Source organism: Marivita sp. (genome assembly GCF_965656765.1).
In the GTDB taxonomy this organism is placed as follows: Bacteria; Pseudomonadota; Alphaproteobacteria; order Rhodobacterales; family Rhodobacteraceae; genus Marivita.
Map to the genome: position 1 here is coordinate 1 of NZ_CBFHLV010000005.1, position 25,275 is coordinate 25,275.

Annotated in this window: 23 protein-coding genes; 10 read left to right on the forward strand and 13 right to left on the reverse strand. The window is 55.9% G+C overall.

Going from position 1 to position 25,275, the window contains the following annotated elements:
* Positions 1–160 precede the first annotated feature (160 nt).
* Positions 161–352: a ferrochelatase gene (locus ACTG4M_RS02680; RefSeq protein WP_439122091.1), complete on the forward strand. Its 192-nt coding sequence runs from the start codon at positions 161–163 to the stop codon at positions 350–352.
* 78 nt (positions 353–430) lie between these two features.
* On the opposite strand, the gene hemH is transcribed toward ACTG4M_RS02680, so the two are convergent.
* On the reverse strand, positions 431–1,495 hold the full coding sequence (gene hemH / locus ACTG4M_RS02685) for a ferrochelatase (protein WP_439122092.1): 1,065 nt from the start codon (positions 1,493–1,495) through the stop codon (positions 431–433).
* A 56-nt stretch (positions 1,496–1,551) separates the two neighbouring features.
* Positions 1,552–2,373: a methyltransferase domain-containing protein gene (locus ACTG4M_RS02690; protein ID WP_439122093.1), complete on the reverse strand. Its 822-nt coding sequence runs from the start codon at positions 2,371–2,373 to the stop codon at positions 1,552–1,554.
* 14 nt (positions 2,374–2,387) lie between these two features.
* Here ACTG4M_RS02690 and ACTG4M_RS02695 point away from each other — a divergent pair, with 14 nt between their 5' ends.
* Genes ACTG4M_RS02695 through ACTG4M_RS02710 form a run of 4 tightly spaced genes read left to right on the forward strand, consistent with a single transcriptional unit; the run spans position 2,388 to position 4,689 of the window.
* Entirely contained in the window at positions 2,388–3,116 is a 729-nt protein-coding gene (locus tag ACTG4M_RS02695) for a ComF family protein (protein ID WP_439122094.1), read from the forward strand.
* A gap of 30 nt (positions 3,117–3,146) precedes the next feature.
* Positions 3,147–3,404 (forward strand): glutaredoxin 3, encoded by a 258-nt coding sequence (grxC, locus tag ACTG4M_RS02700; RefSeq protein ID WP_439122095.1) that lies wholly within the window; start codon positions 3,147–3,149, stop codon positions 3,402–3,404.
* Positions 3,405–3,409: 5 nt separating this feature from the next.
* Entirely contained in the window at positions 3,410–4,243 is an 834-nt protein-coding gene (locus ACTG4M_RS02705; protein ID WP_439122096.1) for a carbon-nitrogen hydrolase family protein, read from the forward strand.
* Positions 4,240–4,689, forward strand: coding sequence for a MarR family winged helix-turn-helix transcriptional regulator (locus ACTG4M_RS02710; protein ID WP_439122097.1), 450 nt, complete (start codon positions 4,240–4,242; stop codon positions 4,687–4,689). Before ACTG4M_RS02705 ends, ACTG4M_RS02710 begins: the two co-directional genes overlap by 4 nt.
* 9 nt (positions 4,690–4,698) lie before the next feature.
* On the opposite strand, the gene ubiG is transcribed toward ACTG4M_RS02710, so the two are convergent.
* Positions 4,699–5,442 (reverse strand): bifunctional 2-polyprenyl-6-hydroxyphenol methylase/3-demethylubiquinol 3-O-methyltransferase UbiG, encoded by a 744-nt coding sequence (ubiG, locus tag ACTG4M_RS02715; protein WP_439122098.1) that lies wholly within the window; start codon positions 5,440–5,442, stop codon positions 4,699–4,701.
* Between the two features lie 50 nt (positions 5,443–5,492).
* Between ubiG and pip the strand changes: the two genes are divergently transcribed.
* The 5 genes from pip (at position 5,493) to ACTG4M_RS02740 (ending at position 11,987) form a co-directional block, all read left to right on the forward strand.
* The gene (gene pip / locus ACTG4M_RS02720) at positions 5,493–6,464 is read left to right on the forward strand and encodes a prolyl aminopeptidase (protein WP_439122099.1); all 972 of its coding nucleotides are present in this window, start codon (positions 5,493–5,495) and stop codon (positions 6,462–6,464) included.
* An 82-nt stretch (positions 6,465–6,546) separates the two neighbouring features.
* Complete coding sequence (locus ACTG4M_RS02725) at positions 6,547–7,542, forward strand: ABC transporter permease (RefSeq protein ID WP_439122100.1); 996 nt, start codon at positions 6,547–6,549, stop codon at positions 7,540–7,542.
* Positions 7,539–8,741, forward strand: coding sequence for an ABC transporter permease (locus tag ACTG4M_RS02730; protein ID WP_439122101.1), 1,203 nt, complete (start codon positions 7,539–7,541; stop codon positions 8,739–8,741). Before ACTG4M_RS02725 ends, ACTG4M_RS02730 begins: the two co-directional genes overlap by 4 nt.
* Positions 8,738–10,384 carry an ABC transporter ATP-binding protein gene (locus tag ACTG4M_RS02735; RefSeq protein WP_439122102.1) on the forward strand — a complete coding sequence of 549 codons (1,647 nt, stop codon included), beginning with the start codon at positions 8,738–8,740 and terminating at the stop codon, positions 10,382–10,384. Before ACTG4M_RS02730 ends, ACTG4M_RS02735 begins: the two co-directional genes overlap by 4 nt.
* A gap of 61 nt (positions 10,385–10,445) precedes the next feature.
* The gene (locus ACTG4M_RS02740; protein WP_439122103.1) at positions 10,446–11,987 is read left to right on the forward strand and encodes an ABC transporter substrate-binding protein; all 1,542 of its coding nucleotides are present in this window, start codon (positions 10,446–10,448) and stop codon (positions 11,985–11,987) included.
* A 72-nt stretch (positions 11,988–12,059) separates the two neighbouring features.
* Here ACTG4M_RS02740 and ACTG4M_RS02745 read toward each other — a convergent pair whose 3' ends face one another.
* The 10 genes from ACTG4M_RS02745 to ACTG4M_RS02790 form a co-directional block, all read right to left on the reverse strand.
* Positions 12,060–12,737, reverse strand: coding sequence for a D-lyxose/D-mannose family sugar isomerase (locus ACTG4M_RS02745; RefSeq protein ID WP_439122104.1), 678 nt, complete (start codon positions 12,735–12,737; stop codon positions 12,060–12,062).
* A 97-nt stretch (positions 12,738–12,834) separates the two neighbouring features.
* The gene (hslU, locus tag ACTG4M_RS02750; protein WP_439122105.1) at positions 12,835–14,148 is read right to left on the reverse strand and encodes an ATP-dependent protease ATPase subunit HslU; all 1,314 of its coding nucleotides are present in this window, start codon (positions 14,146–14,148) and stop codon (positions 12,835–12,837) included.
* A 38-nt stretch (positions 14,149–14,186) separates the two neighbouring features.
* Positions 14,187–14,744 (reverse strand): ATP-dependent protease subunit HslV, encoded by a 558-nt coding sequence (gene hslV, locus ACTG4M_RS02755; RefSeq protein WP_439122106.1) that lies wholly within the window; start codon positions 14,742–14,744, stop codon positions 14,187–14,189.
* Between the two features lie 115 nt (positions 14,745–14,859).
* Positions 14,860–15,180 carry a thioredoxin gene (gene trxA, locus ACTG4M_RS02760; RefSeq protein ID WP_439122107.1) on the reverse strand — a complete coding sequence of 107 codons (321 nt, stop codon included), beginning with the start codon at positions 15,178–15,180 and terminating at the stop codon, positions 14,860–14,862.
* A 48-nt stretch (positions 15,181–15,228) separates the two neighbouring features.
* Entirely contained in the window at positions 15,229–18,621 is a 3,393-nt protein-coding gene (gene addA / locus ACTG4M_RS02765; protein WP_439122108.1) for a double-strand break repair helicase AddA, read from the reverse strand.
* Entirely contained in the window at positions 18,618–21,563 is a 2,946-nt protein-coding gene (gene addB / locus ACTG4M_RS02770) for a double-strand break repair protein AddB (protein WP_439122109.1), read from the reverse strand. The genes addA and addB overlap by 4 nt, the downstream gene beginning before the upstream one ends.
* Positions 21,556–22,236 carry a nucleotidyltransferase family protein gene (locus ACTG4M_RS02775; RefSeq protein ID WP_439122110.1) on the reverse strand — a complete coding sequence of 227 codons (681 nt, stop codon included), beginning with the start codon at positions 22,234–22,236 and terminating at the stop codon, positions 21,556–21,558. The genes addB and ACTG4M_RS02775 overlap by 8 nt, the downstream gene beginning before the upstream one ends.
* A complete protein-coding gene (locus ACTG4M_RS02780; protein WP_439122111.1) occupies positions 22,233–23,201 on the reverse strand; it encodes an aminoglycoside phosphotransferase family protein in 969 nt (322 codons plus the stop codon). The genes ACTG4M_RS02775 and ACTG4M_RS02780 overlap by 4 nt, the downstream gene beginning before the upstream one ends.
* Complete coding sequence (tsaE, locus tag ACTG4M_RS02785) at positions 23,198–23,671, reverse strand: tRNA (adenosine(37)-N6)-threonylcarbamoyltransferase complex ATPase subunit type 1 TsaE (RefSeq protein WP_439122112.1); 474 nt, start codon at positions 23,669–23,671, stop codon at positions 23,198–23,200. Before tsaE ends, ACTG4M_RS02780 begins: the two co-directional genes overlap by 4 nt.
* Before the next feature lie 50 nt (positions 23,672–23,721).
* Positions 23,722–25,236 carry a PAS-domain containing protein gene (locus ACTG4M_RS02790; protein WP_439122113.1) on the reverse strand — a complete coding sequence of 505 codons (1,515 nt, stop codon included), beginning with the start codon at positions 25,234–25,236 and terminating at the stop codon, positions 23,722–23,724.
* Between the last annotated feature and the right edge of the window lie 39 nt (positions 25,237–25,275).

Here is a 25,275-nt window from a genome sequence, read left to right on the forward strand (position 1 = left end):
GTTGCTAATTTGACGACATACCGACGAAGCCGGAAAGTCGAGCGATAAGATAGGTTTGCATTTGCCGCTATATACTGATTAGACAGTCTTACGAGGTAAGTCTTGGGTGCCTGTCGTGTGATGCTTTTGCGCGCCGACATGCAAATATCTGGAGGTTAATATGAAGAAACTCGTTCTCGCCGCTGCGTTCGCTGGTGCTGCTTCGACAGCAATGGCCGGTTCTTACGCTAAAGACGACGTGATGATGGAGCCGGTAGTTGTGGTTGAAGAAGCCGCAGCAAGCTCCTCGTCCGCAGGTCTCATCATCCCGCTGGTCGTTATCGCCCTGCTGGCTGCTGCTGCATCTGACTAATCCACGGCGGATTATACTAACGAGAAAGGCGGTGCATCAGCACCGCCTTTTTTGTTTTGGCCGTTCAGGTCGGCCCGATCATTCGAGCCAACCGTTCAGATTCTCTTCGATGACAGCCGACAAGGCTGCGATGTGTGGATCGTCATCATTGAGACACGGAATATAAGTGAAATGCTCGCCACCTGCCTCTTCAAAGCTTTCCTTGATCTCTTCGTTGATCTCTTCCAGCGTTTCGATGCAGTCGGCTGAAAAAGCTGGCGCGCAGACTGCGATGTTTTTCTTACCGTCTTCTTCGGCAAGGCGTGCGACTTCTTCAACAGTATAGGGCTTGAGCCATTCTTCGGGCCCGAATTTGGATTGAAACGTCGTCATGATGTCAGAATCATCCCAACCCAGCCGTTCTTTCAGCAGGCGCGTCGTTTTCTGACATTGGCAGTGGTAGGGATCGCCTTCGAGCAGATATCGCTTGGGAACTCCATGATAGGAGCAGACGAGGATGTCGGGACGCTTTTCTATCTTGTCATAGGCGCGTTCAATGGATTGCGCCAAAGCTTCGATATACATCGGGTGTTGGTAATAGGGGTCGACCGTGCGCACGGTGGGCTGCCATTTCTCATCCATCAGCGCGCGGAAGAACTCATCATTTGCCGTTGCCGATGTTGCGCCCGCGTAGTGTGGATAGAGAGGGAAAAACAGGATCTTGCGGCATCCGGCCTCGACCATCTCGCGGACCTTGGATTTGGTCGAAGGGTTTCCGTATCGCATGCAAAAATCGACCATAACCTGATCGCCATAGCGGTCTTGCATGGTTTTGGTGATCTTTGCGGTCTGATCCTTGGTGATCGTCATCAACGGGCTTTCACCCTGATCTTCGTTCCAGATCGATTTATAAGCTTCACCTGAACTGAACGGACGTTTGGTCAAAATAATAAGCTGCAACAGTGGCTGCCAAAGCCACGGGCTGTAGTCGATTACCCGGCGATCTGACAGGAACTCGTTTAGATACCTGCGCATGGGCCAATAGGTATAATGGTCCGGTGTGCCAAGATTGGCCAAAAGAATGCCGACACGCTCTGCCGACACCTTCGGGTGGTCTGTCGGAGAATGTGTCGGGCGTTGTGCTGTTTTTGTTGCGTCCAACATCGGGCCTGCATCCTTACCTTAGTTTAACGGGCTAACTAACCTCTATCTGGGTCAGGTCAATCTTTGAGCGGTGTTTCCACCGTGTTCAGCGCATCTGCAAGCCGTTGCGCAGCAGAACCGGGGCGTAACGGCTGAGGCTGTGATGCATCGGGTGCCCAACCGGTGAGCGTGATCAACTCGAAGGTCGCGTTCACCCGGCCTTCGAGTTCGGAATAAGCATCAACATAAAGCGCCATCGCGCGCAGAAACACGTCTTTGCGGGTAATATGCTTGCTGCGACTGGAAAGCACATTCGCTTCGCCCATCGCGCGCAGATCGTGCATCAGATGCAACGGCGTCGCATAGCTGGTCGTCAGGACAGCGCTATCCGCTACGGGCAAGGCAAGCCCGGCGCGTTGTAATAGCGCGCCAAGATCGCGGATTTCGCCCATTGGGGCCACGCGTGGCGATAGACCGCCGGTGACTTCGATTTCGGCTTGCCCCAGTGCTGCGCGTAATTCGTGAAGCGTTTGCCCACCCAGCATTTGCACCAGTAAAAGCCCATCCGGCCTGAGCGCGCGGCGGCATTGGATGATTTGACCGACGGGATCGTTGGCCCAATGCAGCCCCATCGCGTGGATCACCAGATCATGTGTCCCTTCTGTCAGGTCGAGCACGTCGTTGTCTTGAATGATGTGGCTATTTCCAAACGCAGCGGCCCAAACCTGCGGGAAAGGCGTCACAATCGCAGGCGACTGAAAGGTTTTGTTAACCAAAGACAAGCGATCCTGAGCATCATCGCGCGCCTCTTCGTGCAGAAACAGTGCGGGCTGCTGCAAAGCGCGGGTTCGGTTCCGCGCGAGGGCGGTGCGGTCAAACAGGATCGGAGCTTCGGACATGAGGGGCAGATAGGATGCTCCAGATAGGATTGCAAACCGTGCTGCGCATGATCTACCCGCCTCGCTGTTTGGCGTGTGGCGGCTTGGTCGAGCAAGACAACGGCATTTGTGCCGCCTGTTTCGCGGATACCCCGTTCATCACGGGTCTGGTGTGTGATCTTTGTGGTACCGCTTTGCCGGGCACATCTGACCATCTAGTGCATTGTGATGATTGCCTGAAATTGGGTCGACCCTGGATCAAGGGACGTGCGCCATTGCGCTATGAAGGTGTGGCGCGCAGGTTGGTTCTCGGCCTCAAACACGGGGATCGGCAAGATATAGTTCCAACAGCCGCGGATTGGATGGTTGGCGCGCTGCCACAGGACATGCCGCGCGACACGCTTGTTGTACCTGTCCCGCTGCATTTGGTTCGGCTATTGCGCCGTCGATACAATCAGTCCGCGCTCTTGGCGCAGGCGATTGCGGTGCGATGTGAGCTTGAGTTTTGCCCAGATGGGCTGTTTCGCAATCGTCGGACCCCATCGCTGGACGGCAAATCGCGCGATGCAAGGTTTGCAGAGCTTTCGGACGCGATATCGGTCAAGGCAGAAAGGGTTGCGATATTGCGCGATAGGCCGATCCTGCTGGTCGACGATGTTATGACATCAGGCGCAACGCTCGCTGCGTGTGCATTGGCGTGTCATTCAGCACAGTGCCGAGAGATTTATGTCACGGTTCTGGCGCGCGTTGCAAAGGGTGCTTAGATCCCCGACAATCACCGTAGGGGAAACACTATGCAAACTATCGAAATCTACACGTCACCACTTTGCGGCTTTTGTCATGCTGCGAAACGCCTGCTGACACAAAAGGGCGCAAGCTTTGTTGAAATCGACGTGCTGTCCAATCCGGATCGCAAGCCCGAGATGATCCAACGCGCCAATGGCGGGCGGACCGTGCCGCAGATCTTTATTGGCGAAACACATGTCGGCGGATGTGACGAACTGTACGCTTTGGATCGGGCGGGTAAGCTTGATCCGCTTCTGGCGGCCTGACGGCTATGCGGGCTGCGTTGCTGCAATTAACGTCTTCGGATGACCCTTTGGATAACCTGAGGATCACGTCAGAGCTTGTGCAGAACGCCGCTACGGATGGGGCCGAGTTGATCGTCACGCCCGAGGTTACCAATTGCGTCAGCAACAGCCGGACGCATCAGAGATCCGTTTTGCATCATCAACTTGATGATCCGACGCTCGCTGGCCTGCAGAACGATGCTGCGCGACTGGGAGTGTGGGTGTTGATCGGGTCGCTTGCTCTTAAGGCCGACCCACCCGAGGAACGTTTTCTGAACCGGTCTTTTTTGATCGCTCCGGACGGGTCGATTGCCGCACACTACGATAAGCTGCATATGTTTGACGTTCAGGTGACCGAGACCGAGACCTACAAGGAGTCCGCCGGGTTTAAACCGGGAGACCGTGCGGTGACGGTGGGCACACCCTTTGGCATAATTGGTATGACCATCTGCTATGATGTACGGTTCGCCTATCTCTATCGTACGCTTGCACAGGCTGGTTCCGCAATCTTGACGGTACCTGCTGCGTTTTCGCCTGCGACCGGTCCTATGCACTGGGAGCAGTTGCTCAGGGCGCGGGCGATCGAGACCGGGTGTTTCGTGCTTGCTCCGGCGCAGGGCGGCGCGCATTCAGCGGTTCGAGGTCGGGCGCGCACCACGCATGGGCATTCTCTGGCCATTTCGCCTTGGGGAGAAGTGCTTTTGGATGCGGGTATGCAATCTGGCGTTCACCTTGTTGACCTTGATCTGTCTGACGTGGCAAAAGCCAGACAGAAAATTCCGTCTTTACAGCATGATAGAGAGTTTACTGGGCCTTCATGAGTGATAGCAGTCCCCTTGCCATTTCGCTTTTTAGTGAATTGTTGACCGCAGATCAGTTGCTCCGCAATCGGTTGACGCGGGTGCTGCCCAACAAGATGGAAATCTCACATTTTTCTGTGCTGAACCAACTGGCGCGCGGTGGGTCTGAGAAGACGCCTGCGCAATTGGCCAAGGCGTTTCACGTGACGCGTGGCGCGATGACCAACACCCTAGGCAAGCTTGAGGCGGCAGGCTACGTGCACATCAGGCCTGATTGGGATGATGCGCGGCGCAAGCAAGTGTCAATCAGTCCTGCTGGACTTGCCGCGCGTGATGCAGCGATTGCAGCGATCACGCCCTTGATCAACGAGATGGTCCAAGAGCTGGGTGAAACCAAGGTGCGGGCCGCGATCCCGGTGCTGCGAGAGTTGCGGGTCAAGCTGGAAGCTCCAGACCCGCGATCCTAGGCCATTGGCTTACTCCGGTTTCAACGCCGCAGTTACGTAGTTCACGCTCAGGTCGCGATCCGACAGGCTCCATTTCCAGGACACTGGGTTGAACTGGAAGCCTTTGCGATCAACCGGGTCCAACCCTGCTTGCCGCAGCAGGTCATATAGTTCGTCCGGGGTGATGAACTTGGCCCAGTCATGCGTGCCTTTTGGTAACCAGCGCATGATGAACTCCGCGCCTACAATGGCTGCTGCAAAGCTTTTGGCGTTGCGGTTGATCGTGGAACACAGGTGCAGCCCACCGGGCTTCAGTAGCCGTTGGCAAGCGGTCAAATAAGCCAGCGGATCAGCAACGTGTTCGACCACTTCCATGTTTAGAACGACGTCAAACTGTTCGTCAGCGTCTGCCATCGCTTCTGCGGTGGTATGTCGGTAGTCAATGTCTAAGCCCGATTGCTGGGCATGCGCTTGCGCCACCGGGATGTTGCTGCCGCCGGCATCGACACCGACAATCGTTGCACCCAACCGGGCCATTGGTTCGCACAACAAACCGCCACCACAACCAATATCGAGGATGCGCAGCCCGGTGAATGGTAGCGCTTGCGAAAGGTCCCGATCAAACTCTGCTGCGATCTGGGATGTGATGTAATCAAGACGGCAGGGGTTGAGCATGTGCAGCGGTTTAAACTTGCCGTTGGGGTCCCACCACTCGGCGGCCATCGCCTCGAACTTGGCAATTTCTGACGGATCAACGGTTGTCGTGGCTGTCATGGAACATTTCCCCATGGTCTTTTGGTATTTGGTGCCAATATAGATTGGGTATGGATAAATTCCCGAGCCAAAAGCGCGCAGTGCAGTACCTTTATCCCCCCATTGACCCCTTCGACCAGCGTATGCTGTCGGTTGGGGATGGGCATACCGTGTATGTCGAACAATGCGGAGCGGAAAACGGAATTCCGGTGATTGTTCTCCATGGCGGACCGGGTGGCGGGTGCAGTCCATCTATGCGGCGCTACTTCGATCCCAAAGTGTATCGTGTGGTGCTGTTTGATCAGCGCGGTTGTGGACGGTCGCGGCCTCATGCCAGTGTCACCAACAACACGACATGGGATTTGGTCGCTGATATCGAGCTGATCCGCGAAACGTTGGGGATTGATAAGTTCATCGTTTTCGGCGGCAGTTGGGGTGCCACACTCGCATTGATCTATGGCATCAGTCACCCGGAGCGGGTGGCACATTTGGTGCTGCGCGGTGTTTTCACCATGACACACGCAGAACTGGATTGGTTCTATGGCGGTGGCGCCGGGCAGTTTTGGCCGGAGACCTGGGCACGATTTGTCGACATGATACCCGAAGACGAACGTGGCGATCTGATTGGAGCGTATCACAGACGGCTTTTTTCGGGTGACTTACGTACCGAAACGCGGTTTGCGCGGGCATGGTCAGCTTGGGAAAATGCTTTGGCGTCAGTCTACTCCAGCGGGTCCGGAGGCGAGTCGCCAGGCGACTACGCGCGGGCCTTTGCGCGGCTTGAGAACCACTATTTTATCAACAACGGGTTTCTCGAAGAAGATGGCTGGATCCTCAAGAACATGGATCGGCTTTCGGGTATTCCCGGGGCGATCGTTCAAGGCCGATATGACATGATTTGCCCCCCTGTGCGGGCCTGGGAACTGGCGCGGGTGTGGCCCGAGTGTGACCTGCGCATGGTGCGGAATGCCGGTCATGCCCTGTCCGAGCCCGGCATCAGCGCCGAGCTTGTCCGCATAATGGACAGTATATCAACGGCTTAACATTTAAATTCTATTAGATGTTTACACGTCGTCCCCGGTTGGTAACGTATGCAACTAGGGTAACGAAGGCTAAGCCGAGACGTTGAATTCTGTCATTCGCATCATTTTGCAGCGGCTTGCGCTTGGACTTCTCACGCTGTTCGTTGTTTCCATCGTTATCTTCACAGCGGTAAACATGCTTCCCGGTGATTTCGCCCAAGCTATTCTTGGCCAAGGAGCGACGCCCGAAGCGGTTGAAGCAATCCGCAAGGATTTGGGCCTCGATCAGCCTCCGATCACCCGATATTTCCAATGGCTTGGCGGCGCGCTTCAGGGCGATTTGGGCAATTCCTTTGCGCAGGCGAACTTTGCAAGCTTTGTCGGCGCTGACAGCGGCGTGCGTACGACCGTCGCGCAACAGATTGCACCAAGATTTGCCAACACGATGTTCCTTGCCGCTGTGACAGCTTGTATCGCGGTGCCGGTTTCGCTGACGCTGGGCATTTTGGCCGCTTTGTTCCGAAACTCGGTGTTTGATCGTGCAACCAACGTGACGACGCTTACCTCCATTTCGTCGCCCGAGTTTTTTCTGGCATACGTTTTGATCCTCTTCCTTGCCGTGCTGAACCCGTTGCTTCCTTCGCTGTCGAACATCTTTGAGGGCATGTCCTTTGGTGAAAGGCTTGAGAAAACGCTGCTGCCTGCGCTGACGCTGACTCTTGTCGTGACGGCGCATATGATGCGCATGACCCGCGCAGCGATCATTAATCTCTTGGCGTCACCCTATATTGAAATGGCGCGGCTCAAGGGCATGTCGCCAATGCGGGTGATCGTCAAACACGCGCTCCCGAATGCCCTTGCGCCGATCATCAACGTGATTGCACTCAATCTTGCGTATCTGATCACCGGTGTTGTCGTGGTTGAGGTGGTGTTCGTTTACCCCGGCATTGGCCAGCTGTTCGTCGACAGTGTGAAAATTCGTGACATCCCTGTGGTTCAGGCCTGCTGTCTGATCTTTGCGGCGGCGTATATCCTTCTGAATCTTTTGGCGGATATTCTGTCGATCCTCTCCAATCCCCGTCTGAGGCATCCGAAATGAGCACGCTTCTGACATTGGCCTTGCTATTGATCGGTATCGCAACTTTGGGCTGGGCCTTTCGGTTCGTAGGCCAGAAAGCCACGGCAAACGCCCCAACCTTTCGCGATATGCCCTATGCGGTTGCGTTCGGTTATGTCCTGGGCGCGAGCCTCTTGCTGTTTTCGGTCTGGTATTTCTTTCAACCGACACAGAATGATGCAGGCGTTCCGAACGCTGGGGTCGTGTTTTTTCGGTGGGCGGTTCAGTTCTTTATCATGGCGGCGATTGCAGCCTACGTGTTCCGCATTCTGGGTCGCACCGTTGGAACGGCGGGCACCAAGAAGATGTTCCGCCAGATGCCACTCACGGCAAGCTTTGGCGTCTTGGTTGTAATCCTCTACGCTTTTACGGCGATCTTTGCTGCATGGCTCGCACCACATGGTCAAGAAGAGATCTTTGCCAAGGTGAACGTCTTGCCCGGCGGGAACGCGGCAACAGGGGGTGACCCGCTGCATCCACTTGGAACGGATCAAATCGGTCGAGATCTTTTGAGCCGACTGATTTACGGCGCGCAGAACACGGTTGGAATCGCATTTGTCACGACTTGTCTGGCGTTCTTTCTAGGCGGTTCCCTTGGGTTTCTTGCCGCGACTTTGCAGGGGTGGCTTGATCAAGTTCTGAGCCGGACGGTCGACGTTCTGATGGCGATTCCGTCACTCATCTTTGCGCTCTTGTTGATGACCATTGCCAGTGCATGGGCTGGATCAGAACGGTGGCTACTTACGATCTATATGATCCTGATCATTGCCGTTATCGACAGCACACGTGTGTTCCGTTTGGCTCGAGCGGTGGGGCTCAACATCGTTGTGATGGACTACATCGAGGCGGCCAAGTTACGCGGTGAGGGTCTGTCATATCTGATCTTCAAAGAGATCCTGCCGAACGCGACCGCGCCGTTGCTCGCGGAATTCGGATTGCGTTTCTGTTTTGTGTTTCTGACGATTGCATCGCTTTCGTTTTTGGGTGTTGGCATCCAGCCGCCCTTGGCCGACTGGGGCACTATGGTGAGAGATAGTGCGCAATTCATCAACTTTGCAGCGTTCTCTCCATTGACAGCTGCATTGCCGCTATTGGCTGCGGGTGCGATTGCATTGTTGACGGTTGGAGTGAATTTTGTGGTCGATTGGATGCTGCACCGAAGTTCGGGACTAAAGGAATGAGCGCGCTTGTCCAAATCCGTGATCTTTGGATCGAAGGCCGCAGCGATGAAACATGGTCACCGATCATCAACGGGGCGAGCCTCTCTCTGGAGAAAGGCGAAGTCCTCGGCCTGATCGGGGAATCCGGTGCCGGTAAATCGACACTTGGCTTGGCCGCGATGGGTTTCACCCGCGACGGTGTGCGCATCTCCAAAGGGTCGGTGATGTTTGATGGGATTGACCTGATCTCGGCGTCGGCGGCGACGAAACGCGAATTGTTGGGCAAAAGGATCGCCTATGTCGCGCAGTCTGCCGCAGCCAGCTTTAATCCGGCGCATAAGCTGATCGACCAGCATACAGAAAGCCCTGTACAGCATGGCGTGATGTCGCGCTCTGAAAGCACCGAGGATGGGATCGAGCTGTATCGGCGGCTGCGTCTGCCTAATCCTGAAGAGATCGGCTTTCGCTATCCACATCAGGTGTCCGGTGGTCAGCTGCAACGCGCGATGACGGCGATGGCGATGTCGTGCCGGCCCGACCTGATCATCTTTGACGAACCAACCACAGCTTTGGATGTGACGACGCAGATCGAGGTTTTGGCGTCGATCCGCGATATCGTTGAGCAATTCGACACAGCTGCGATCTACATCACGCACGACCTTGCCGTCGTGGCGCAGATGGCGGATCGCATCAAGGTTTTGCTCAAGGGCGACGAAGTTGAAGAGGCTGACACGCGCACGATGTTGTCAGAGCCGAAAGAAGATTACACCAAAAGCCTTTGGGCAGTGCGCGCATTTGAACGCCCGCAGAAACCTGCTGTACAGACCAGTGCAACGCCGGTGGTGTCAGTGCAGAATGTATCGGCGGCCTATGGCAAGATCCCGGTTCTGCATGACGTCAGCTTTGATATTCACGAAGGTCGAACCGTTGCGGTTGTTGGCGAGTCCGGGTCTGGCAAATCCACCACGGCGCGCTGTATCACGGGGCTTTTGCCGCCGACGACTGGAACGATTGAATTCGACGGTCAAGCGCTTCCTGCAAATTATAAGCAGCGCAACAAGGATCAGTTGCGACAGGCGCAGATGATTTACCAAATGGCGGATACGGCGTTGAACCCGCGCAAGACAATTGGCGAAATTATCGGTCGTCCGGTTCAGTTTTACATGGGCCTCACCGGAAAGCAGAAGCGCCGCCGGGTGGAAGAGCTTTTGGATGAAATCGAACTGCCCGCATCCGAATATATAGACCGGTTGCCAAGCGAACTGTCTGGCGGTCAAAAGCAGCGCATCGGCATTGCACGTGCCCTCGCGGCAGAGCCGAAATTCATTATTTGTGACGAGGTCACAAGTGCGCTTGATCAGCTTGTTGCAGAGGGCATTCTGAAGTTGCTGGCGCGACTACAAGATGACCTCAAACTCAGCTATATGTTCATCACCCATGACCTCGCGACGGTCAAAGCGATCGCTGACGAAGTTGTCGTGATGAAAGAGGGAAAAGTGGTGGAGCAAGGCCCCAAACAGGAAATGTTTGTGCCGCCGCATCACCCTTATACCGATCTGTTGCTCAGTTCAGTTCCTGAAATGGATCCGGACTGGCTTACGAATCTGCTCAATGAACGCGGAGTTGATAACATCGGCGACGCGGCTGTTGGTAAGATGTCATGAGAATCGGTCCAAAAAGGACTGCAAGGCGGAACGACACCGCGAAAAAAACAGGGAGAAGATGATGACTCGCATTTCAAGACGTGGACTACTTAAGACCGGCGCGGCTGCCGGTGTTCTGGCGGCAAGCGGCCTGCCCCTGCGCGCGCAACAGCGCGGCGGGACACTGCGCCTTGGTTTGGCCGGGGCGAACACCTCGGACAGCTGGGACAGCCGGACACACTCGGACAGCTTTATGATCATGGCCGGTCACGGTGCGGTCTTTGATTGTCTGACCCAAGTGGCGGCCAACGGTGAACTGATTGGTGAGCTTGCAGAAAGCTGGGAAGCGTCGGCTGACGCTGTCACATGGACGTTCAAGCTGCGTCAGGGCGTGACGTTCCACAACGGTAAAGCGTTCGGCGCGGATGACGTTCTCGAATCGCTCCAGATGCACACTGCAGAAGGTGCGAAATCTGCAGCCAAGCCGATTGTCGAAAACATCTCGGAAATGACCAAGGTAAGCGATAGCGAGGTGAAATTCACGCTCAAGGCTGGTAACGCCGACTTCCCGTTCCTGCTGTCTGATTATCACATTTGCATCTTCCCCGCGGGCCAGATCGAAGAGGCGATTGCACAGGGTATTGGCACAGGTCTCTACAAGGTTGAGAGCTTTGACCCCGGCGTGCGCGTTTTGCTGAGCCGTGTCGATGGTCACTATAAAGACGGTGATGCAGGTTGGTTCGACAGCGTCGAGATGATTGCGATCAATGATTCCTCGGCTCGTATGAACGCGCTGATGACCGGTCAGGTTGATGCAGTGAACCGCGTTGACTTTAAAACAGAGCCACTCATGCGCGCCAACCCGATGATCAACATCTTCGAAGTGACGGGCAACCAGCACTTTACCTTCCCGATGCTGACAAATGTCGATCCGTTTACCAACCTCAAGGTTCGTCAGGCGCTAAAGCACGCGGTCAACCGTCAGGAACTGGTCGACAAGATTCTTTTGGGTCATGGTGCGGTTGCCAATGACAACCCGATTGGACCGGCGAACCAGTACTTCGCGGATGATCTTGAGATGAACGCCTATGACCCCGATAAAGCGGCATCGCTGCTGAAAGAAGCAGGTATGGATGGTTTGTCCGTTGATCTGTCCGCCGCCAACGCGGCCTTCCCGGGTGCTGTTGATGCTGCACAGCTGTATCAGGCGTCTGCAAAGGCTGCAGGCATTGACATCAACGTGGTTCAGGAACCGGATGACGGTTACTGGTCGAACGTTTGGCTGAAAAAGCCGTGGTGTGCGTGCTACTGGTCTGGTCGTGCGACCGAGGACTGGATGTTCTCGACCGCCTACGAAGCAGGTGTGCCGTGGAACGACTCGGGTTGGGAAAACGCACGCTTCCAAGAGCTGCTGCTGTCCGCACGCGCAGAGCTTGACAGTGACAAGCGTCGCGAACAGTACCGCGAAATGCAGATGCTGGTCTCGAAAGAAGGCGGCACCGTCATTCCGATGTACGCCAACTATGTTGACGCGCATTCAACCAAACTGACCAACTCTGGCACCGTCGGTAATGTCTTCCAGATGGACAGTTCGCGTATGATCGAGCGTTGGTGGTTTGCGTAACTTCACGCCTGTCACATGACAGAAACGCCCTGCCAATTGGTGGGGCGTTTTGCGTTTAGAGGGCCGTAGCGCTTAGAGGTGTGTGTCGTAATCCGACACCAGCAGGCGCAGTGGTTCTTCGTCTTCCTCGACATTGGAAAACCGCCCAATTGGGTGTTCGAATATGTTGTCGGTCAGGTCGTCATTGACGGTTGATACTTCACCAATCAGCACGTCGCCTTTCTCGCCCCAGAAAGCATGCCAATTGTTGGGAAAAAGCGTCACTGACTCACCTGGATTGAGCTTGAGATGACCGCCGGCGGGAAGGCTGCGCATGGTGCCATCGACCATTACGGATACTTCGGAATCACGGTCTATTCCTCCATCCGCGTCAGCCATGAACAGTTCGATCACTAACACGCCCCCACCGCGGTTGATGATGTCCTCGACTTTGATGTCATGCCGATGCATCGGGCTTAGTTGATGGTCACGCGAAATCATTATTTTTTCCGCATAGAGCATGGCGCTTTTCTTGCCCAAATCAGCATTCAGGCCGTTCCGCGTGGTGAACAAGAAGAGCCCCATGTCATCAAAGGCTTCTTTGCCGTAGTCCGTGATATCCCAACCCATCCGCCGGGCTTTGATTTCAGTGTGGTCACTGGTTTTCAGCGTTTCCGGCGACAGATAGGCAAATGGCGGCAAAGTATAGCCAAAGGACCGGATAAACGCGTCACCTTCACGGAGGATATCGTTGATGCGTGACCGTTTCATGTGCGCTTCTCTCTTTGATGGCGCTAACATACCCAAAGCGAGGGTTTAGTGGAAGTGGTTGGAGCCTCCGGCGGGAGTTTTCTTGGCAAGATGAAGGTCAGAGCACGTAGCGGCTTAGGTCGGCGGATCGCGTCAATTCTCCGAGGTGCTTTTCCACAAACGCAGCGTCCACTTTCACTTCGTCGCCACCTCGATCGGGGGCATCGAAGCTTAGATCTTCGAAAACACGCTCCATCACCGTGTAAAGACGCCGCGCACCGATGTTTTCTACGGATTGGTTTACGTCGGCGGCGATCTTGGCCAAGGCTGCGATTCCGTCTTCAGTGAAGGTCACGACGACCTCTTCGGTTGCCATCAGCGCCGTGTATTGCAGCGTTAGCGCATTGTCGGTTTCCGTCAGGATGCGCACAAAGTCTTCTTCCGTAAGCGCACGAAGGTTTACGCGGATCGGCAGGCGGCCCTGCAATTCCGGCAGCAGGTCCGATGGTTTGGCGATGTGAAACGCACCCGAGGCGATGAACAGGATGTGGTCTGTTTTGACTGGACCGTGTTTGGTGCTGACAGTGGTGCCTTCGATCAACGGCAGGAGGTCCCGCTGGACGCCTTCGCGGCTAACATCACCGCCACGGGTTTCTTGCCGGGCGGCCACTTTGTCGATCTCATCCAGAAACACGATGCCGTTTTGTTCGACCGCTTCAAGGGCCAGTTCCTTGACCTGTTCGTCATCCAGCAATTTGTCGGCTTCTTCGGCGATCAGGGTTTCATAGCTTTCGGCGACGGTCATCCGTTTGCGGACCGTACGGCCCGAGAAGGCTTTGCCGAACAGATCGCCAAGGTTCATCATTCCTGCGCCGCCGCCCATGCCGGGCTGACCGGGAATATCCATGGTGGGAAACGGGCTTGACGTGTCTTGGAGTTCGAGTTCGATGACTGTGTCGTCCAGCAGGCCATCTTTCAGTTTCTTGCGGAACATTTCCCGCGTTCCGTCGCGTGCGCCCTCACCGGCGATGGCCTCAATCACACGTTCTTCGGCCGCTTCATGTGCTTTGGTTTTGACGTCGTCGCGCATATGGTCGCGGGTCATGGAAATAGCTGCATCCACCAGATCGCGGATGATCTGTTCAACATCGCGACCAACATAGCCGACCTCGGTGAATTTGGTGGCCTCAACCTTGATGAAGGGTGCTTTGGCAAGTTTGGCCAGACGGCGACTGATCTCGGTTTTGCCGACGCCGGTGGGTCCGATCATCAGGATGTTCTTTGGATACACCTCTTCGCGCAGATCATCGCTGAGTTGCTTGCGCCGCCACCGGTTTCGCAGGGCTACGGCCACAGCGCGCTTGGCGTCTTTCTGGCCAATGATAAAGCGGTCCAGCTCGGACACGATTTCTCGGGGGGTGAGGTCGGTCATTTAGTGTATCCTTATCGGCAAAGAGACGCTTCAGCGGTTCAAGCGCTGATGGTCTCAACCGTCAGATTGCCATTGGTGTAAACGCAGATGTCGGCGGCAATTGCCATTGCTTCGCGGGCGATCTGTTCGGCGTCTTTGTCTGTGTCCATCAGCGCACGCCCTGCGGCGAGTGCGTAGTTGCCCCCTGATCCGATGGCAGTGACATCATGTTCAGGCTCAAGCACGTCGCCTGCACCTGTAATGACGTATAGTTCCGTGCCATCGGAAACGATCAGCATTGCCTCAAGCTTTTGCAGATACTTGTCGGTCCGCCAATCCTTAGCCAACTCAACGCTTGCGCGCTGTAGCTGACCCGGAGTGCCTTCGAGCTTTGTCTCTAGTCGTTCAAGCAGGGTAAATGCGTCGGCGGTAGAGCCAGCAAAACCCGCGACGACGTCATATCCGCCGGGAGAAATGCGCCGGACCTTGCGTGCGGTGCCCTTGATCACGGTTTGGCCAAGGCTGACCTGACCATCGCCTGCGATGACCACCTTGCCGCCTTTGCGCACGCCGATAATCGTGGTGCCGTGCCAGCCGGGAAAATCGTTGTCAGCCATGTGTCATCCCTTTCGTCTTTGTCTCGATATGGGCCGAACAGCCATGCCACACAAGCCCTGCAACGCAAAACGCCCGGCGCAGATGGCCGGGCGTTTGAGATAAAACATCGAAAGATCAGATGCTTTCGTCGATCCAGCCTTTGAGCGCTGCCTTGGGTGCAGCACCGGTCTTGTTCGAGACGACCTGACCGTCTTTGAAAATAAAGAGCGATGGGATCCCGCGCACGCCCATTGCAGCGGCGGCATTTGGGTTGCTGTCTACGTCAACTTTCGCAATTTTAATTGCGTCGCCATATTCGGCGGCCAGTTCTTCGAGGGCCGGGCCGATCTGCTTGCAGGGGCCACACCATTCTGCCCAGAAGTCTACAACTACGGGCACGCTGGAATTTTTGACTTCGGCGTCGAAGGTTTCATCAGTCACGGCGACGGTGGACATCGGGGTTCTCCTTGCGGCTCAGGCGCATTTGTGTGTCGGAACGAGAGACTAGGTACCCTCTGACGGGCCGTCAAGGTGGCGTGCCCTCACGAGAGCTTGTGTCACACACTTTTCCGACAACGGCATATAGGTGGCCGAGCGGGTCCAAAGGATACCAGTTTCGACTTCCCGGTTCGGGTAAATTTCTGCCAGCATTGCATGATATGCGCCCATTTGGCGCAAAAGACCTTCGGGTATATCTGCCTCGGAAGCAGGCACCGTTCGATTGGTTTTAAAATCAACTGCCTTGATCAGGTCATCTGTGACGATCAACCTATCGATGATGCCATGCAAAGGCGTATCTGGCAGCGCATCAACCGTGGCTGTTACCGGCACTTCAGCCAAGGCCGTTTCGGAAAAGACCCAACCCAGTTCGGGGGAGCAGAGGACAGTCAACGCTTCCGCGATCATCTCGTCTTCCAAGGGGTGATCCCTGATCAGAGCGTGCGCTGCATCGCGTCTGTCAGCCGGGGGTAGAACAGGAAGCGTTTCCAAAAGCAGGTGAATGAGCGTGCCGCGTTCTTTGGCAACATCACTCAAATCTCCATCCGCTCCGGGCAGGGCTTTGGCACCGCCTAGATCTGATGGGCTTTTGGCCTCAGTTGTCGGTGCGAGCGGCGGAGCTGGCGTGGCGAAAAGGGTTGGCAGCTTGACCTGTTCAGCGATTTGCGGCGGTGCAATGGACGTAACTGGATGAGGCCATGTCGCGTGATCCAATCTAAGGCCGGTGTCCGGCCCTTCATCATTGAATTCAAAACGCTGGGGATTTGCCCCGACAGTCTCTAACGTTGCCGAAATTCGGTCATGCCAGCTTTCACCGGATTTGTCCGCGGTTCCGGCCGCAGCGACAACCAGCCAGCGCTCTGCACGGGTTAGCGCGACATAGAGCAGGCGATCCCGTTCTTCATCTTCGGCCTCGCGGGCTTGTTCCAAAGCGGTGCGCTGGTACGCTGCGCGGGTTTTGTCCGACCCTCGCCAGTGGACGGCCCCATCAGCCAAAACAAAGGTCTCTTTGCCAGATTGCGACGCTTTCTTATGCGTGTCTGGTAGGATCACAATAGGCGCTTCTAGGCCTTTGGCGCCGTGAATGGTCATCACGCGAATACGGGCGCCGGCACTGTCCACGGTGCGTTTGATCTCGATTTCGTCGGTTTCCATCCAATGGAGGAAACCGGTAAGGCTCGGTATGTCTGTTTGCTCATAGGCCAGCGCCTGATTGAGCAACGCGTCTATCCCGTCTTCCGCCTCTTCACCCAGTCGGCCGATTAGCCTTTGCCGGCCCATGTGGCGGATCAAGATGCGTTCCAGCAGGTCGTATGGTCGAAGAAAATCAAGCTGGGCGCGCAGGTCGTCCAGAACATCAAGGACCGCAGGGAAATCTTCTTTCCGCCTACGTAGCTCTTCCCAAAGGTGGGGCGATTTGCGTCGGTGTGCGAGGTCAAAGATGGCTTGTTCATCCAATCCGAACAGTGGTGACCGCAAAGCCGAGGCAAGCGACAGGCTGTCTTCGGGTGTCGCAAGAAATGACAGAAGTGCGCGGAGATCTTTGACAGCAAGTTCAGCCATGACCTTGAGCTTGTCGGCACCGGCAATGGGTAAGCTTAATGCCTTACACGCTTTTAGGATTTCGTGGAACAGCGCACCGCGGCTTCGCACGAGTATTAGGAAATCCCCGGCATGAATGGCGCGCGAGTCCAGTACGCCGTCTTTGTAGCCTTCAGGAATTGCGGTTCCAGATTTCAGTGTTTGGTCGATGAACCGTGCCACGCGCTGGGCGAGTATCACGTTGTGATGCGTAGGGCTGACGCGATCTACGGGTGTGTCCCAGGGCAGATCGTCATCGTCCGTTTTGGCTGGTTCAATCAGGGGCCACAGATCGACACGCCCTGGCAGTTGATCGTGGAATGATATGTGGGTCTGATCAGGCAGAAAACCGGCTTTGTCGCGCCCTTTGAAGGTTTCGTCAACGAGCCGCAGGATCGGGACAGATGACCGGAACGAATAGCTGAGTTGTCCGTCCTGAAGTGGCGCATCGGTGGCTTGCATCTGTTCCCCGAACGCAGCGCGCATGTGGTCGAATTCTTTTGGGTCAGCCCCTTGGAACGAATAGATCGACTGCTTTTTGTCCCCCACGACGAAGATCGTGCGCTGCATATTGCTGCGGGCGCCTTCGCCGGACGTGAATTCCTGTGCCAGTTTGTTGATCACGTCCCATTGCGCTGGGCTGGTGTCCTGCGCTTCGTCCACAAGGATGTGGTCGATCCCGCCATCAAGACGGTAGAGCACCCATTCTGCCTGCCGTTTGTCAGTGAGCAAATTGCGCGTTCGGGTGATCAGATCGTCGAAATCAAGCCAGCCACGCGCTTGTTTCGTGTCTTCGTAACGGCGTAGGAAAGCGTCAGCAAAACGGTGCAGCGTGGCGTCGCGCTCCACGGATTCAAACGCCAGTCTTGTCTCCCGTGCCGCTTCAACCCTTTGGTACAGATCTTCGAGACGATTTATGCTTGCAGCCGGTGCGCCTTTGCGCAGCTTTGCAGTGGGCGGAAAGGTTTTGCGCAGGTCGCCTTTTTGCGTGAAAACAATAGCCTCAAGCGCCAATAGTGCATTCAGATCACCAGCCTGCGCTTGCAGGATGGCATCGGCAAGGTCGTTGTCGCCTTTGCCGCCAGTCCTAAGATCGGGCACTAATCCTGTCAAAAACTCGGTTTCGCCACTGGGAAAGACCGTGGCGAGCAACATGGATAGCGTATCTTTTTCCCGCAAGCCATAACGCGCCTCAAGGTCACTGCGTGTGAGCGGTGGGCTAAAGCCGTCACGATGACCAACAATCCGATCGGCCAATTCCTGCAGTGGGTTATTCGACGCAATCCGTGTGATGTCTTCGATCAAGTTTGCGTCTTGGCCGCTTGCCATGTCATCGAGGATCTGCTCGCGGAGCAACTGCGCGGCCCGGTCATCGATTTCCTGAAACTGTGGGCTCACACCTGCCTCAAGCGGGAAACGTCGCAGAATCGAAGCGCAGAAAGCGTGTATCGTCTGGATGCGCAATCCGCCGGGGGTCTCAATCGCGCGGGCGAACAACGTTCGGGCGCGGGCCAAGAACTCTGACGTGAGCGTTTCGGCGTCTTCGCCAAGCTCAAGAAGCTGCCTTTCCAGATCGGCGTCGTTCAGCATCGCCCATTCGCCTAGCCGCTTGAACAGGCGGTTTTGCATTTCACTGGCGGCGGCGTTGGTAAAGGTCAGGCACAGGATGTGTTCGGGACGAGCTTTACCAAGCAACAGACGCGCTACGCGGTCGGTCAAAACGCGTGTTTTTCCCGACCCGGCATTGGCCCCCAGCCACGTCGAAGCCGTCGGATTGGCGGCACGCACCTGGGCGTGGGTCGCCTCATTTCGGATCATGTCAGAAACACCTTGGTGGCGGTATCTGATACATCCCATTCGCCATAGCGCGACAGTTGATCATAGTCCGACCCAAAGATGTCCTTATGCATCTTGTTGCGCGCCGTGTAGCCGGTTTGTGGATCGCGATAAGCTTCGATCAGTTTGGTGAGCATAGCCAATATGCGTTCTGGCGGGCAGTCACCGAGCGGCGCGGACACCTCTTTGCCGTCCCCGGAAAGTGAAATATAGCGCGCCTCAGCCACGCCACGGGGTCTGAAATCCTTGAATCCGCCTTCACAGATCAATGCCGCCGTAACAAGTAATTGCACATCGAATTGCATTTGCTGATCGGTTGTCGGGGCGGTGCCGGTTTTGTAATCGTAGACATAGGCCTGACTTCGGTCATCGAGGTCGACGCGGTCTGCTTTGGCGGTAATCCGGAATGGGGGCTGCGCGATTTCGATGCCGCCGGTCTGTTCGAACAGTACGGGATGCGCGTTTGCCTGGCGCGCGCGTTCGTTTTCTACAAACCAGTGCGCCACCTTTTCGATACGAACGCGCCATTGAATACGGTCGGTGGGCCAAGGCACATCACGATCCAGAATCCTGTGCGCAACGGACATGAGTTGATCTTCGGTGATTGGAACGCCATTTTGGGCTGTGTTAGAGACGAATTCTTCGAACACCTTGTGAATGATTGTACCACGATGCATAGGGTTTGGAGCGTGTTGAATCGGGTGCAGTTGCCGTAGCCGAAGGATTTTGGACCCATATATCGCGTAGGGGTCGCGGATCAGCTTTTCGATATTGGTCACCGACAATTCGTCCGGACGCGCGACGACCGGTGGCACAGGGGATGGCCGTGTTGCCGAAGGCGTGGTGATTGGAGTTTCCAATGCGCGACCCAAGGAGAGCCAGTGTTGTCCGCGTGATCGCATATCTTTGATCGCCTGAGGACCGCCTGTCTGCGGCAAACCTAGCATCAGATTGGTCAATCGGTTAAGCCAGCGTGACGGAACTGTTTCGGCATCCTCTGACCGTTCAGCACGGGTAAGCCAAACGTCCTTGGCACCGATGGCCTGTTGAAAGTCATGCGCTGAAAGGCCAATCCGGCGTTCCGGCAGCAACAAACCGGCTTGTTGCCGCATACGTCGATTGAGCCAGGGATCAGGGGGCGGGACATCGGGCCAAGAGTGTTCGTTTAGCCCAGCCAGTATCACAAGGTCCGCGCCCATCACGCGCGCCTCGATTGTTCCCCAGATCAGGATTTTCGGATGTGGGGCATCGCGGTCGCGCACCTCTTCAGCACGTAGAACGCCATCGACCAGATCGGCATAATCGCGCGCGGACATCGCGCTACCAAAGCCTGCGTTTTCGATGACCGCCTCGAAGGCCTTGTTACAGGTTTCACCGGCTTTCTTGTTCCAAAGCTCAGACGCATCGTCGCTGGTTGATCCGGCGCAGATTGCTTGGGCTAGAGCGATGTGTTGGTCGACATGATCCGCCAAGGCGTGCTGGCCTTGCAGTGCCGATTGCAGCAAGCAACGGTCGATCCATGCAAGCCAATCTTGCGCCTCATCTGCGAGTTTCCATGCCATCAGTTGAGTCAGGTCTGGATAGGGTACGCCCTTGCTGCGAATGAACAGTTCTAGTTCCGAGGTCCAAAGCCGGTGCTGCCCGCGGTCGGCCCCGGTATGGCAAAGTGGGTGTTTGAGGATCGTCAAGAGCGCGTCTGCCGTCGGACCATTGACGCGAAGCTGTGCTATATGGCGCAACAGCCGTCCCGGCGCGGTAAGTTGGGCTGGTGTGCCCGCACTGTCGTCTGGCAGGATGCCCCAACGGTCCAGTAGGGCGGTCACGCGCCGGGTTAACATCCTGTCTGGGGTTATCAGTGCAGCGGTTGTTCCGTCTTCGACCGCCTGCCGCAATCGCAGTGCGATGGCGCGCGCTTCATCTCTAGGAGATGGCGCTTCCAACAATGTTAGAGACTGAGTTGCAGTCTTCAGCGAAGGCAAGGCGGGACCATCGGACAGCCATTGATCAGTAACTGGAGCAGGGCGCAGCGCGAGTGAGACCAAAGCATTTCGCTCAGGGCTAGGGGGAGGTGTGTCAGTCCATGTGCCGATGTCACCAAGGGCAAGGTTGAGCCTGTCCATAAGACGCGCAAACCGGAATTGCGGGTGATCTTCACCCTGCATTGCTTCGGTGTTGCGTATGTCATTGCGCAACACGTCCCATACGTTTTTGGGTAGATCGCGGTCAAAACCGGGCAATATCACTGCGCCTTGCGGCAAACGCGCCGCAGCGGTCATCAGTTGAAATGCCGAACCACGCGACCCAGTCGACCCGGCAACGATAATGGGGTGCTGCGGCGGCGTTTCGCTCCAACGGCGCAGACGGTTGGCAAGCGCGATACGGTTGACCGTCGCCGCATCCGGCGCGGCGCTGTTCGGATCAAAATAGTGCGTGACGATCTGCAAAAAGCGTTGGGCGCGTTCCCAATGTCCGGACTGATCCGTCACGTCGAGCATCGCGATATCGTCTGGGGTCACGCCCTCTGCCTGCATTTCGTCAAGCAGTGCACCAAGACTTTGTGCCAGATCGTAGATTGCAGATCGCGGGGCCAGAGTCGGGTCGGTTTCGACCAGCCGCCCAACCAGCGCAGCGAGTTCAAGCTGTCGCCTGAGTGCTGGAACGGGTTGCGGCAAGTGTGCCCGGTCAATGGGATCGGCCAGATCGGTGATCAGTCGGATGCGTGGCAGAAACCCCGGGCCGAGATCGTCAAAGACTGCCTCAACCCGGCGCTGCATCCGGCGCGTGTTCATAAACAATTCCACCCGCGCCATTGCTTCGGGTGGTTGCCCTTCCAACCGTGACTTGAGGCCGAGAACCAGTTCCCGTGCGAAATCTGCGCCGGGAGGAAGCGCGAACACGCGTGCTATGTCCGTTGGTTCAAACATCCGCATATCCCAGCATGTCTTCAGCCAACTTGATCCCGTCGGGGTGACCTACGTCGCACCAGCGACCGGGATACGTAACCGCGTGGAGCTGTCCTTTTGCTTCCAATTGATCCCAAACGGTTTTTAACGAAAACACGTTTTCGGCCATGTTAAAGACTGTATCTGAGCGTATGATTTGCAGTCCGGAATAGATGGTGTCGGTCCCCCATTTAGCGTGCCCGTCTTCCAGAACATCAAGATCACCTATGCCTGAATGTCCAATGGCCCGCGCCTTTGGGATGCACAGTAACAGAACTTGCATTTCGTCTGTCCATGCAGCCTTGAGTAGGGCAAGCGGGTTGGGCCCGTCCCAGACGGCATCAGTGTTCATTGTGAATACAGTATCCGAACCAAGCAGCGGCAGAGCGGCTTTCAGCCCTCCACCCGTATCGAGGATATCGGGCGTTTCTACCGTCACTTGCACGTCAGTTCCAGCGAAGTGCGCGATGATCTGGTCCGCCTTGTAGTGAGCGTTTACCACAATTTGGAAAGGTCCAGCCTCGTGAACGAGTGTCATTGCGTGGTCGATCAAAGGCTTGCCAGCCACGCGTACCAATGGTTTCGGCCTGTCCTGTGTCAAACGCCCCATCCGCGTTCCGAAACCTGCAGCGAACAACATCACGGCATCTGTCATTGTGTAGTCTTTCTGGTGAGCCGTTCGAGGGTCGGTTCGGGGAACGCTTCGCGGATTATCGGCGCCAAAGTTTTGGCGACTGGTTGCGCCAGACTGGTTTGAATATGTCTCCAAACGCGCGGTATTAGAGATAGATATCCAGGTTTCTCCCGTTCGGTTGCAAGCCGTGCAAATATACCGAGTATTCGCAGGTTTCGCTGTAGTCCAAGCAGGTGATACGCTGGCATCACGCTGTCCTCGGAGCGTCCGGTTGCGGTCAGGTAGTGACGCAATGTTGCCTGGCGGGACTCCTCGGTCACATCGCGGCGTGCATCCTGTAGTAGGGATACCAAATCATAGATGGGTGGCCCGGCAAGCGCGTCCTGAAAGTCGAGCAGGCCGACTCGGTCTACGCCATGCCGGTCTGGCAACCAAATCATATTTTCGGCGTGAAAGTCGCGCAGTACTAGAACCGTTTCGTTTGGGAGGTGTTGATCAAGCAATTCAGTCAGAACGTTTGTGGTATGAGCGGTTGTCTGACCGGGCGTGACGCCAAGCAGCGGCAGATAGTGCGTAAACGCAGGTTCGATCATCTGGCCCAGAACCTGAGGAGTCGCGGTGGTCAAACCTTGCGGCATTGCATGGTCTTCAAGAGTGCACAGCACATCCGTTGCAGCCAGATAGAGCGGGATTTCCATCTTTGGGTCTTCGGCGATAACCTTGGCGAACTGGGCATCGCCGAAATCCTCCAGAAGCATCAAACCTTTGGTTTGTGCGAATACCTGAGGTGCTGATAGTCCGACCGACAACAGGTGAGACGCTATGTCGGAAAAGCGCGTCGTGTCGTCCTGAGGGTCAATCATCAGAATAGCGTGTTTTCGGCCGAAACAGAGTCTGATGTAGCGTCGAGACGATGCATCCCCAGCCAGTGGTTCCCGCACTGCATCGCCCCAGCCGTTTTCAGAAAGAAACGCATCGATTTTCATGCCAGCGCATCCTTCACCCGTGTCGTCCATTTGGGATCGCTCCAACAAAGATTGATTTCCCGCATTTCGGTTTTGTGGGGATCTTCAAGACGGAGGGTCAAGGCGTCTGGCGGCGTTAGGTCGTCCATTCGGTCCGGCCATTCGATAAGGCAAATGGCGGATTGAAACGCGTCCATAAGGCCGAGTTCGATTATCTGGTCGGGATCGGCCACGCGGTACAAGTCAGCGTGCCATAACTCGCAGTCGGGAAGGTCGTAGGTCTGTACCAGCGTAAACGTCGGCGATGGAACGTCTTCGGGTTCAGCAAGTCGGGACAGGATCAGTGCGCGCGCGAAATGGCTTTTGCCAGCCCCGATGCCACCTTCGAGTAGAAGGGTATCGCCTGCCTCCAAACAAGCGCCAAGACGCATGGCAAGGCGCGCGGTTTCATCTGGAGAGGTTGAGGTAAATGCCGCGCGGTGTTTGGTCATGCAGCCATGTTTACCTGTCCAGTTCTGGGCCGCAAGTTTGGAAACCTTGGCTACGCGGAGACGATCTGAAGGCTGTCCGTGTCGGTCGGCGACTGTTTAGAGTGTGTGTGGTGACAAAACCGGACCAGGGTCGCGCCATAGCAGATCGGATCAATCCGGCAGATCACCTCACGACCGTCCTTAGCGCGCAATTCACTGTCCCAGCTGGCGCGTTCAGATGTGCTGGTCACAAAGTCACGCAGTTCAGCCCAGACGGGGCTTGGGTGAAAGGCCGACTTCCATGCCTGCGTTGCCTCAAGAATGGACGACTCGGAAATGCAGGTGTCTGGATCGACTTTCCAAAGATTGGAATATGCTGCATTGCAGAGGGTTAGGATGCCCTGGTGGTTAAAGACAGCTACGGCATCTTCCATCGCGTCGATCACTGATTGCATCGTTTCCAATTCGGTCCGAAACCCACGTGTTAGAGACACTTCCGCTGTGATGTCGTTGAACAGAAATGCAATCGCACCATCGGGATAAGGGCGACCGGTGACGTCAAGAGTTTGGCCGGTGGACAGGTTCCACGTTTCGCGGAACCTGTCGTCACTGGCTGCAACAACAAGCCTGGCCATCCGTTCGCGCCAATCATCGTAGTTCTTGGGTTCCGGCATAATCTGATGATCGCGTAGTTTGTCGAAGAATTCGAACATTGCAGGGCGGGCGCTTAGGAATTCAGCGGACACACCGCTTTGATCAACCAAAGCCGGGTTGAACAGGACTAAGCGGCGGTCCCGGTCAAAGATGGCAAGCCCGGTTGTGAGGTTGGCGAACGTCTTTGATAGCGTTTGAACAAAGCTCTGCTGTGCCGCCTCGGCCTGAACGACTGCGTCTATTCCAGAGGCGAAGTAGAGCATGCCCGTTTCGATTGCCTTTACCGTCACTTCGAGCCAACGTTTCTGCGTCAAGTGCAGTTCAGGAGCCGTCAGGTTGATGCGTTTTGACCGCAGTGCTTCGGGTTGTGATAGTTGGTCTGTAATGAAATCTGCGAAGGCGTGGTCACCGCCATATGCGCTGGCGTAGCGGCCAAAAGTGTCATTACCCCAAATTAAACTGCCGTGTTGGTCCACGCTCCATATCAAATCTGGCGCGTATTGGATCGCGGGCTGCAATTGGGCCAGTGCGATTTGGTGCTTTTTGGCGTGGAACCAGTCGTTTTGTTCAACGGACTTTGGGGACAGCTTGAGCCGCGTTTGCGCGCCGAATTGCGATACGGTGATCGAAACTTCGGAGCCCTGTGTGGGCTCATCAATTTGATCCAATACGAGCGGCAAGTTCGGAACGAAGGGTAGCAAAGCCACACGCACGTCATCGTAGGTTGGGAATGTGGACGGATCAGGCAAAACTGACCAAACTGGATCATCCGCATCGATTAGGCGGTTGCCGCTAAAAACCAAGGACAAGCCTGGCATGTCATTTGGTGTCTCAGACGTGGAGTCAGAACGGGTCAATGTAAAGACTGACGCAGTCATCAGACCAGCACAGACAAGTCCGAACAGGGTCGCACTCCAAAATAGAGCATCCATTTGAACGCCTCGCACTAACTGAGCGGTCATTGAATGACA